The organism is Bradyrhizobium sp. (assembly GCF_027451485.1).
In the GTDB taxonomy this organism is placed as follows: Bacteria; Pseudomonadota; Alphaproteobacteria; order Rhizobiales; family Xanthobacteraceae; genus Bradyrhizobium.
This window is the reverse complement of the sequence record NZ_DAIDJE010000065.1, coordinates 1-9,101: the sequence shown is the minus strand read 5'-3', so window position 1 is coordinate 9,101 and position 9,101 is coordinate 1. Positions and strand designations below refer to the sequence as shown.

12 protein-coding genes and 1 pseudogene are annotated in these 9,101 nt (G+C 60.8%); 8 read left to right on the top strand and 5 right to left on the bottom strand.

Annotated elements, in window-relative coordinates; translation table 11 throughout:
• Together NEZ08_RS09695 and NEZ08_RS09690 are read left to right on the top strand one after the other, a co-directional pair.
• A pseudogene (locus NEZ08_RS09695) lies at window positions 1–368 on the top strand (5-methyltetrahydropteroyltriglutamate--homocysteine S-methyltransferase); the annotation flags it as partial.
• Window positions 369–473: 105 nt separating this feature from the next.
• Complete coding sequence (locus NEZ08_RS09690; protein WP_298106398.1) at window positions 474–830, top strand: curlin repeat-containing protein; 357 nt, start codon at window positions 474–476, stop codon at window positions 828–830.
• Window positions 831–841: 11 nt separating this feature from the next.
• Here the strand turns inward: NEZ08_RS09690 and NEZ08_RS09685 are convergent, their stop codons facing one another.
• Genes NEZ08_RS09685 through NEZ08_RS09675 form a run of 3 tightly spaced genes read right to left on the bottom strand, consistent with a single transcriptional unit; the run spans window position 842 to window position 2,170 of the window.
• Window positions 842–1,297 (bottom strand): hypothetical protein, encoded by a 456-nt coding sequence (locus tag NEZ08_RS09685; RefSeq protein WP_298106397.1) that lies wholly within the window; start codon window positions 1,295–1,297, stop codon window positions 842–844.
• Window positions 1,294–1,704, bottom strand: a complete 411-nt coding sequence (locus tag NEZ08_RS09680; protein WP_298106396.1) for an XRE family transcriptional regulator — start codon at window positions 1,702–1,704, stop codon at window positions 1,294–1,296. Before NEZ08_RS09680 ends, NEZ08_RS09685 begins: the two co-directional genes overlap by 4 nt.
• Window positions 1,685–2,170, bottom strand: a complete 486-nt coding sequence (locus tag NEZ08_RS09675) for a hypothetical protein (protein WP_298106395.1) — start codon at window positions 2,168–2,170, stop codon at window positions 1,685–1,687. Before NEZ08_RS09675 ends, NEZ08_RS09680 begins: the two co-directional genes overlap by 20 nt.
• A gap of 416 nt (window positions 2,171–2,586) precedes the next feature.
• On the opposite strand from NEZ08_RS09675, the gene NEZ08_RS09670 reads away from it, so the two are divergent.
• The 5 genes from NEZ08_RS09670 to NEZ08_RS09650 all read left to right on the top strand — a co-directional run bounded on the left by NEZ08_RS09670 (window position 2,587) and on the right by NEZ08_RS09650 (window position 6,350).
• Complete coding sequence (locus tag NEZ08_RS09670) at window positions 2,587–3,984, top strand: curlin (protein WP_298106394.1); 1,398 nt, start codon at window positions 2,587–2,589, stop codon at window positions 3,982–3,984.
• A gap of 174 nt (window positions 3,985–4,158) precedes the next feature.
• The gene (gene csgH, locus NEZ08_RS09665; RefSeq protein WP_298106393.1) at window positions 4,159–4,443 is read left to right on the top strand and encodes a curli-like amyloid fiber formation chaperone CsgH; all 285 of its coding nucleotides are present in this window, start codon (window positions 4,159–4,161) and stop codon (window positions 4,441–4,443) included.
• The gene (locus tag NEZ08_RS09660) at window positions 4,428–4,973 is read left to right on the top strand and encodes a hypothetical protein (RefSeq protein ID WP_298106392.1); all 546 of its coding nucleotides are present in this window, start codon (window positions 4,428–4,430) and stop codon (window positions 4,971–4,973) included. The genes csgH and NEZ08_RS09660 overlap by 16 nt, the downstream gene beginning before the upstream one ends.
• Window positions 4,973–5,335 (top strand): curli assembly protein CsgF, encoded by a 363-nt coding sequence (locus NEZ08_RS09655; RefSeq protein ID WP_298106391.1) that lies wholly within the window; start codon window positions 4,973–4,975, stop codon window positions 5,333–5,335. The genes NEZ08_RS09660 and NEZ08_RS09655 overlap by 1 nt, the downstream gene beginning before the upstream one ends.
• Window positions 5,336–5,495: 160 nt before the next feature.
• Complete coding sequence (locus NEZ08_RS09650; protein ID WP_298106390.1) at window positions 5,496–6,350, top strand: CsgG/HfaB family protein; 855 nt, start codon at window positions 5,496–5,498, stop codon at window positions 6,348–6,350.
• A 35-nt stretch (window positions 6,351–6,385) separates the two neighbouring features.
• Here NEZ08_RS09650 and NEZ08_RS09645 read toward each other — a convergent pair whose 3' ends face one another.
• Window positions 6,386–7,159 (bottom strand): VOC family protein, encoded by a 774-nt coding sequence (locus NEZ08_RS09645; protein ID WP_298106389.1) that lies wholly within the window; start codon window positions 7,157–7,159, stop codon window positions 6,386–6,388.
• A 249-nt stretch (window positions 7,160–7,408) separates the two neighbouring features.
• Here NEZ08_RS09645 and NEZ08_RS09640 point away from each other — a divergent pair, with 249 nt between their 5' ends.
• The gene (locus tag NEZ08_RS09640; protein ID WP_298106388.1) at window positions 7,409–8,386 is read left to right on the top strand and encodes a malate dehydrogenase; all 978 of its coding nucleotides are present in this window, start codon (window positions 7,409–7,411) and stop codon (window positions 8,384–8,386) included.
• Between the two features lie 180 nt (window positions 8,387–8,566).
• Here the strand turns inward: NEZ08_RS09640 and NEZ08_RS09635 are convergent, their stop codons facing one another.
• Entirely contained in the window at window positions 8,567–8,839 is a 273-nt protein-coding gene (locus NEZ08_RS09635; RefSeq protein WP_298106387.1) for a hypothetical protein, read from the bottom strand.
• Window positions 8,840–9,101 lie beyond the last annotated feature (262 nt).

Here is a 9,101-nt window from a genome sequence, read left to right as displayed (position 1 = left end):
CATGGATTTCGTCCGGCGGCTACGAGCCGGTGGCCGAGACGCTACTCGCCGGCACCAACTATGACGGCTACTTCCTGGAATATGATTCCGAGCGGGCCGGCGGCTTCGAGCCGCTGCGCTACCTGCCAAAGGGCAACAAGGTCGTCGTGGTCGGCGTGATCACGTCGAAGAGCGGGGCGCTGGAAAAGAAGGACGATATCAAGCGGCGATTGGAGGAGGCCTCCAAATTTGCACCTCTGGATCAACTGGCGCTGTCGCCGCAATGCGGCTTTGCCTCGACCGAAGAGGGTAACATCCTCAGCGAGGAAGAGCAGTGGGCCAAACTCCGTCTCGTGGTCGAACTGGCGCAGGAGGTGTGGGGGAAATAGCGGTGCGAAAATCGCACAGCGATCGGACCAATCTCACCGAAGGTCTCGTTACCGCTTCTTAAGGCGAATCTTCTATCCGTTGCGGAATCGATGGAGAAGGTTCGCATGCGCGTGGTAACGGGATTGGTCCTTCTTCTGATCACGGCCGCTGAGCCGGTCTCGAGCGGCGAAGCATTCATCACGCAGGTGACGAACAGGACGGTGGCGTCCGAGCAGGCCGCCGCCGCTGTCGCGACATCGGCGAGCGCCTCCGCGATGCTGGCGCTTCCGGTGAAGCCAGGCGCTCTCAATCAGTTCGTCCAGGCGCCGGCCGCCGTTCCCGGCACCAACATTTCCTCGATGCAGCAGTTCGGTGTGAATAATTTTGCCGCCGTGACTCAGACAGGCAACGGAAACGCATCCGCGATCGTCCAGCGCGGCAGCGGCAACCAGGCCATCGTGACGCAGCGGAATCCGCACTGAAGCTTATGACTTCAGCGTGAATCCTGCGCAGGCCTGACGGTCAGCGAACCAACGTGAAGTTCGCCCGGTCCGCCATTGATCAGCGTCCGAATGTGAACCATTCCGGGCTCGGGAATTTCGAAGGGTTCAAAGACCAGGCTTGCCGCAACGACGATGCAGGGAGGCGCGCCGCCGTTCTTCGGCAGGTTCGCCAGCAAATTCATCTGGTCCTCAAGCCGCGGCACCTCGATCGCTTCTTCGGCCACCGGATCGGCGCGGCCAGGCACGTAACATCGCGACAGCACGGTTTCGTAGGGCTGCGTCGCCGGCGAGAACACGTGGAAATGGATGCAGAACTTCGGCAGGACCAGCGGAAAGCGCGGCGAGGTGAACATCACAGCGTTGTAGCAGCCGACGAATGACAGCTTGCCGCCGGGCTCGTTGCGGATGTCGTCGCAGAAAATCGAATAGCCGTAGCGTTGCATCATGCGGAGTTTTTCGCGTGCTCCGGCGCAGCGCCTGCCGGCACGGCATGCCCGGGTCCCCGTCGGGCAGAGCCGTTGATGTACTTGATCTGGCCATGGCTGACGGTCGAGGTCGCCAGCGGGTGGTTCTGTCCGGCCTCTGCTGCCGGCCGCTTCAGTTCGAACGAAATCTCCATATCCATCGCCCATGCGAGGTCGGCGAGCGAGCGCAGACTCAAATTGGCTTCGCCCGAAAGCTGCCGGTTGATCAGCGACCGCTCGATCCCGAGCTTGTCGGCCAGCAACTGCTGCGGAAGCGAGCCTTCGCTCTTTCGCTGCGCGAGCGCCCGCAAAAGCTCGCCGCGCACGCGGCCGATGAAACGGCCAGCGTGACGTGCGCGGCTGCCGATGTCAAAGTGAAAGGACGTCACCCGGCGTTATCCCCTGCACACACAAATTTTCGTCCACTCCCAATTCGCGGCGCAGGCGTCGGATGGCAATCCGGTAGCCGCGATAGAGATCGTGATCCTTGACCACATTAGTCCAGTTTCCGAATACGCCTACGAAGCAATCCTTTTTCAGGAACCAGCCGAAGATCCGCACATCCGGCGTTTTCAATTCCCACACCGCGTTTTTCTCCGCACGAATGGAGCGAAACTGCTTCATGTAAATCAAAGGCCGGCCGCTGAGGAAGGTATTGAAGAGATCATCGACTTGTTCGGCTATTGTTGCTTCTCCCAGCCTGTGTTGCGGTTCTGCGCCTTTCGCCACTTCGGCAAGCCAACTGATGAAGTCTGGCGTGCCATAGAGCAGTCGCAACTCCTGCTCGCGCGGATGCATCTCGACCTGAAGTCGCGAGATGGCGTTCGCAGCGATCAATTCTTCGATTGTCGTCATACGTGTCCGTAGCCGCGGTCCGAACCTCAAAAGCGGAATCGGAACGCAGTCTACAACGCGGAGAGCGTCGACACATATGGCGGCGGATCAAAATCCGGCGACGCTCCCAGCTTTAATCGCTGAACGTGACAGTAAAATTGCAATTTCCGAGGCCACGCGGCGGGAAACGTGAGAGCCGGCCTGTACCCAAAATTGAACGAAGGAGTCCTGTCCGAAGGATCGTTGTCCGCAAGACGCGAAACGGGCCAGAGCAGGATCGATCGGGAAGCGCGCGAATTGCAGGACATCGCGCTGTCGATTGTAACGGCTCTATGAAATTTTTCTGCGCCCATTGTCGCCGCGGTTAACAGCGTGTTAACGGCACGATCGAGGGCAGCGATTGTCGCTGACCCCGCTTTGGACAACAGGGAAGTGTCATGAAATACCTCACGACGCTGGCAGTGCTTTTGGCCACGACGTCGCTGGCTTCGGCTGCGAGCAACGAGTCTTTCATCATCCAGGCCGGCAAGAAAAACAGCGCGATCGTTGGTCAGTTCGACGGCAACAACAAGCAAGGCACCGCTCAGTTCGGCAAGGGCAATCAGTCCATCACTGCTCAGCAGTCGACCGGAAGCGACACCAACAAATCGTCGACCCTGCAGATCGGCAATAGGAACGTCTCGACGGCTGGTCAGCTCGGCGGCAAGAACAGCCAAGGCACCGTCCAGATCGGCAACGACAACTACGCCGAGACGCTTCAGAACAACTCGAGCGGCAACAAGAACAAGTCGTTCACCGGCGAATTCGGCAATGGCAACACGTCGATGGTCGGTCAGGCCGGCGGCAACAACACCCAGACCACGCTGCAGTTCGGAAGAGGCAAGGAATCCGACAATCTCGCGGTCACCGGCCAGCTTACCGGCGTGAACGGCGGCCGGAATGAATCGAGCACCATTCAGGCGGGCGCCGGAAACTCCGCAGTGATTTCGCAGGACAGCGAGGGCGCCGCCGGCAAGAAGCCCGGCATGGGCGGCGACAATAATCAGGTCTCGCTGCAATTCGGCCGCAACAATACTGCGACCACTGATCAGAGCTCGATTGGTTCCGGCAACACCAAGAAGACGGACCTCAGCGGCGTAACGAATAATGCCACGACGCTTCAGGTCGGCTTCGACAACCTTGCCAGTACCAAGCAGAGCGGCTCGAATCCGGGGGGCACGGCAAATCAAGCCACCAACGCGTCGTTGACCGCGCAGTTCGGCCAGTACAACGAGTCGGCCGCCAAGCAGGTCAACGGCAACAATCAGCAGGCGACATTGCAGGTCGGCTCCGAAAACCTTGCCAAAACCAAGCAGAAAAACGCTGACGAATCGAACAACCCCAATGCCTCGCTGACCGCGCAGTTCGGCCAGGACAACACTGCAAATACCAGGCAGACCAACGGCAACAACCTGCAAGCGACGATTCAGGCCGGCTCTGACAATACGGCCAAGACCACGCAGAGGAACGTCGTTAACGGCAACGGCGTCAACACGGCGCTGACGCTTGAACTCGGCACCGGCAACACGGCTGTCACCAAGCAGAAGATTGCCGATCCGCTCAACAACGGCGTCAACGGCTCGCTGATCGCCCAGGTTGGCAAGTACAATGATGCCAAGGTGCATCAGGCCGATACGGGCCTTCAGCCGATGATCGGTCAGAATCTGCAATCCACGTTGCAGGTCGGCAACGGCAACAGCGCAACCGTCGTGCAGACGGCGAGCGCGAGCGTCTCCAACACTTCGGTGACGGCGCAGTTCGGATCGCACAACGTCGCGGTCGTCACGCAGCACTGATGCGCCGATGAGCGGCGGGATCGTCTCCCGCCGCTCCTTCCCCCGGGGGAGCCGATGTCGAAAGCCCGCGCGGTTTTGACCAGGGAGCTCGCCGGCATCGTTTTGCGTCTCGCCGCGGTTTCTGTTGTCTTGTGTGCGCGCGCAGACGCGATGCCTGCGAAGATCCGACAGATCATGGCGATCGGATGTCGTATAGGAGTTACGGCGGAGGGCGAGGCCATCCGCATCGACGCCATTGCGAGCAGCCGTAAAGACGCCAGCGGGCGCTACCGACTGGATATCAAGAAGGCGAGCGCCGGCGGCGCCAGCCACAACATTCAAAGCGGCGAATTCAATCTTGAAGCCAACAGCGAAAAAATTCTTTCGACCACCTTCCTGGGTGCATCCGACGCGGGGCACTTCGAGGTCAGGCTGGTGCTCGATTCAGATTCCGGGAGTGTCTCATGCGTTTCACCTTAGGCCGGTTTGCCGCCGCGTTCGCGACGGCGGCGTTATTTTCTCAAACCGCTCTTGCCGATAGCGCCTTCGTCACGCAGGTGACCGGCGGCGCCTTTTTCGGGCACGCGTTGGTCTCGAACCCGATAGCGGGCCAGTCGTTGCCGTATGCGCCGCCGCGGAATGGCACGATGCAGCAGACACCCGAGACGCTGCTTCCCGCGACCAGCGGAAACGCTGCCGGCACGCTGGAGATGGGGCGCAGCAACTTCGTGCTCCAGGCGCAGGCGGGTTCAGGCAACAAGTCCAATGTCGGAATTCTCGGCGGCACGCATGACAACGTCGCGATCTTGCAGCACGGGCAGGGGCTTGTTTCGAATCTGGCGCTGGTCGGCGTGAAGGGGCTGAACGTGGATGTGCTGGAGCCGCCCGGCACGGCGCCGCTCAACATGCTGATTGCCCGGCTGCCGAACGGCGCTTTCGATATCATTCAGCCGAAGGGGGCGCGGCCGGCCACCGTCTTTCGTGTGGGCAACACGTTGGTGGTGAAGTGATGGACGCGTCGCGCCGAGTGGTACGTGATCTCAAACAAAGGCTGACGGATATGAGTGAAGGCGGATTTCGGCTTCTGTGCGTTATTGGCGTGGCGGCCTTCTTGACGCCGGCGCTTGCGACTGAGCAGGTCTATCATCCCGTTAGCCCGACCTTCGGGGGCAATCCGTACAACGGCACCTTTCTCTTGTCGACCGCACAGGCGCAAGGTGCGGGCGCGAAGTCGGGCAATCAGGGGCCGGACCTGACGCCGCTGGCCAATGCCCTGAACAACGTTGGAAACGGAACGACGGGTGCCGGCACTTCTGGGACGACGAACAGCACGGTCGCGAACCCGACTTCAACCGCGGCCCATATGCCGTGAGGTGACCGTGCGCAGATAGTGGCGCCTATTCGGATATCTGTCATCTGGCGATGCTAACTGGTCGGGATCGTCGTTCGCGAGCGGGTGGGGGCTTAAATTGGTTTTGCGTATCGCCAGATTGGTGTGTCTGTCGCTGGTCGTCGTGTCAGTTGGGGGTTGCATGTTTGACCCGATGGCGGGAACGGCCAGGGATCCGATCGATGAGGCCGCGGCTCTGCTGCCGCCGACCAAGACCGGCCTTGTGCTCGATCACCTGCCGCCGCCCAAACGCAAGCTCGATGTTGCCGTCTACAATTTTCCCGACTTGACCGGCCAAAACAAATCCAACGACAACTTTGCCGAATTCTCGCGCGCGCTGACCCAAGGGGGTGCGGCGATCCTGGCCGATGTGGCGGTGAAAGCGGGCGGCGGCGCGTGGTTCGATGTCGCCGAGCGCAACGATCTGCAGCCGCTGTTGCAGGAGCGGCAGATCATCCAAAACACGCGGACTGCGATCGATGGCGACAAGGCGCAGAGCCTTCCGCCGCTGCGCTTTGCAGGCATTCTGCTCGAAGGCGGGGTGATCGGTTACGACACCAACGAGACCACGGGAGGCGCCGGGGCCAACTACCTTGGCGTCGGGCCTAATGTTCAATATCGCCAGGACATCGTCACGGTGGCGCTGCGCGCTGTCAGCGTGCAGACCGGGCGGGTGCTGGCTTCGGTGACGACGACCAAGATCGTCTATTCGGTCCAGGTCGCCGGGACCGGCTTCCTGTTCACGGCCGTCGACAAGCTGCTTCAGGCCGATGTCGGATATACGAAGAACACGCCGCCCACGTTGGCGGTGCGCGAGGGGATTCAGCTTGCGGTCTATTCGCTGATCTTCGAGGGCGTGAAGAACAGGCTCTGGGAATTCAAGGACAAGGCCGCAGGCGAGGCCTTCATGCGCGAGCTTGAAAGATATCAGAAGGCCGTGCCGCCTGAAATCGCCGCCGCCAGATTGCCGAGCGATGCAGTGATCGCGAAGTTCTGACCGCTGAAGCTCTTGTCGCCGATCCGGGATGCGGCTCAGCGTTCGGTTTCGGATAGATTGAACCGAACACCGCCGATAAGGACGGACCTGTCGGTAACGGCAAGTCCGCGGCCCTTGGCTGCATCGCGCACTCGATCGCGTTCCGTGACCCGGAGATCGATACCACTCAGTCCCTCGCCCCTGTCGTCCCCTGCCGGGACAAACCGAAGGCTGGCATTGTCGATGTCGATCCACCACTGGCCATCGATCGGCCGAGCCGGCTTTCTCAAAATCTCGCCCCACTTCGCGGCGAGCCTCTCCGGATGATCGCTCTGCAGTTCAGCGCCGATGACGGTTTTGACGGCCGCCGTGCGCACGTAAGCCTGCCAACCAGGACCGGCAGGATGATAGGCAGCGTTGATGTCGGCTCCTCCGTCCGACCAATTGATCTCGAGAAGAGCGCCGCCCGTATCGCGGGGATGCAGTTGCAATCCACGATACCCATCCGACGCCAGGCGCGCCGCAACACGCACACCAATAGCGTCAACATGCCTTTGCCATCTGTCCAGTTCGTCCGTATCGAGGATGACCATATATCCGCCATTCCCCTTCCGACGATCGAGATAACGACCGGCCGCCGTCTTGTCCTGCATCGGAGCCACGATCTCGACGAACGAATTGCCGATCGGAAGGAGGGCGTTGTGAAGACCAAATCTGGCAACCGCAGGATCGCGGTGGCACACTTCGATATCGAACACGGCCATCAGATCCTGGACCACCGGCTCCAGATCGTGAGCAACCAGACACAACTGCCGCAATCTCAGAAACATGTTCGAACCTCCACTGGATGCATTCGATCGCGGAGAGCGCTCCCTTTATTGATTTATAAAAACGATCAGATCGATATATAACACGCGTTGGATCGATTGGTCTCCCTCCCGTAATTTTAGTTAGCGAGGCGTTCTGGCGAGTTGCCATAAAGCCTCTGGCGTTTAGGTCAGCTTTGCGGCAAGCGCAGCCGAGGTCTCAATCGCGGACCAAAGATCAAATCGGCCAGGAAAGATTTTGGAGGCAAATAGATGAGCAACCCTAAACGTATCACGGTGACCGGCGCCGCCGGTCAGATTTGTTACTCGTTGTTGTTTCGGCTTGCCAGCGGAGCTCTGTTCGGCGCCAAGCAGCCGATCATCCTCCAGCTGCTGGATTTGCCTCAGGCTCAGGCTGCTGTGCGTGGCGTTGTAATGGAGCTCGAAGACTGCGCTTTCCCTTTGCTGGCAGATGTCGTCATCACAGATGACCCTGCCGCCGCGTTCCGCGATGCGGATGCCGCGTTTCTGGTCGGCTCGCGTCCGCGCTCCAAAGGCATGGAGCGGCGCGACCTCTTGGCCGTCAATGCGGAAATCTTCAAGGTTCAGGGGCGCGCCCTCAACGCGGCCGCACGTCGCGAGGCCCATGTGATCGTCGTAGGCAATCCGGCGAACACCAATGCGGCAATTCTCGCGGCGAATGCTCCGGATTTCCCGGCGAAGAACATCACCTCAATGATCCGCCTTGATCACAACCGAGCTGTGTCGCAACTCGCGATCAAGGCGCGCGTGGAAGTCGGCGATGTCGAGGGCGTCGTGGTCTGGGGCAATCACTCGCCGACCATGTTTGCCGACTGGCGCTTCGCAAAGGCGAAGGGTCGCAGTCTACCTGACCTGATTGGCGATCAGGCCTGGTATCGCGACACGCTGATTCCGACCGTCGCGCAGCGCGGTACCGCCATCATCGAGCAGCGAGGCGCATCTTCTGCGGCATCGGCCGCCAATGCTGCAATCGATCATATGCGAGATTGGATCCTGGGAACCGGAGATCGCTGGGTCTCGATGGGCATTGCTTCTGATGGCAGCTACGGTATTCCGGAAGGCATCATCTGCGGGGTGCCCGTCACCTGTGCCGGCGGGAAGTATCAACGCGTGACGGGATTGCCGATCGACGATTTCGCGCGACGGATGATTGATCGCACCACGACGGAACTCACCGACGAACTCGCGGCGGTCCGCTCCGCCAAATAGCAAGAGTTTCGGCACAGATTTCCGAGCCACGATCTGTTAGTCAGCGGATCCCGCTGTCGCCGTCCGCGCCGCGGGGCCGTTTCGTGCTGATCGGCGTCGTCGCGAGTTTGGCGGGTAGAGGGCCTTAGCCCCGGCGCCGAGCTCCAGGCCGGCCGGATTTTCTGCGCTCCGGTAGGCCCGTCATTTGCTCCTGGTCTGCTGCGTTGCGCTGTAGCAGGCGGGCGAGGACGCGTTCTGCTGGTTGCAGGTGTCGGGGTTGGTTGGACTGTTCGTCGTCGCGGCGGTGCCCGTCCCCTCGGGCCCGGATTTCTCCGGCTTGATCTTTTCGGCAGACGGCACGCTGCCGGCGACCCGCCCATGAGCTTGCGGGACCCAGACTTCAGAGCCCTGCGCCAGCGACGTCGAGATCATCACGCTGACGATCGCCAAGGGGATTGTAATCCGGTTTCCCATCTCTTCCTTCCTCAACTGAAATCTGACCGGCGTCTTGAAGCGCATGACACGGGTGCGTCGGCCCATTCTGGTGGGGCGCCTGCGACGATGATGTGACGGGCGACCGCCGCTTGGCCGCCTTGTCCGGATGTGGGCATAAGTGGGCAGTCTGTGCTAGGAGTTTTCCGCCCCACTCCTGCTTCCCACCCGCGCCTCGATGAAGAACGATCAGATCCTGGCCCAGATATCGGAATTCTGTCGCCAGGCCGATATGGCGGAATCC

Bases quoted from the DNA above. Each gene is read 5' to 3' on its own strand.
- NEZ08_RS09690 (WP_298106398.1), top strand. From the start codon at position 474: ATGCGCGTGGTAACGGGATTGGTCCTTCTTCTGATCACGGCCGCTGAG.
- NEZ08_RS09685 (WP_298106397.1), bottom strand. From the start codon at position 1,297: ATGATGCAACGCTACGGCTATTCGATTTTCTGCGACGACATCCGCAAC.
- NEZ08_RS09675 (WP_298106395.1), bottom strand. From the start codon at position 2,170: ATGACGACAATCGAAGAATTGATCGCTGCGAACGCCATCTCGCGACTT.
- NEZ08_RS09670 (WP_298106394.1), top strand. From the start codon at position 2,587: ATGAAATACCTCACGACGCTGGCAGTGCTTTTGGCCACGACGTCGCTG.
- csgH (WP_298106393.1), top strand. From the start codon at position 4,159: ATGGCGATCGGATGTCGTATAGGAGTTACGGCGGAGGGCGAGGCCATC.
- NEZ08_RS09660 (WP_298106392.1), top strand. From the start codon at position 4,428: ATGCGTTTCACCTTAGGCCGGTTTGCCGCCGCGTTCGCGACGGCGGCG.
- NEZ08_RS09655 (WP_298106391.1), top strand. From the start codon at position 4,973: ATGGACGCGTCGCGCCGAGTGGTACGTGATCTCAAACAAAGGCTGACG.
- NEZ08_RS09650 (WP_298106390.1), top strand. From the start codon at position 5,496: ATGTTTGACCCGATGGCGGGAACGGCCAGGGATCCGATCGATGAGGCC.
- NEZ08_RS09645 (WP_298106389.1), bottom strand. From the start codon at position 7,159: ATGTTTCTGAGATTGCGGCAGTTGTGTCTGGTTGCTCACGATCTGGAG.
- NEZ08_RS09640 (WP_298106388.1), top strand. From the start codon at position 7,409: ATGAGCAACCCTAAACGTATCACGGTGACCGGCGCCGCCGGTCAGATT.
- NEZ08_RS09635 (WP_298106387.1), bottom strand. From the start codon at position 8,839: ATGGGAAACCGGATTACAATCCCCTTGGCGATCGTCAGCGTGATGATC.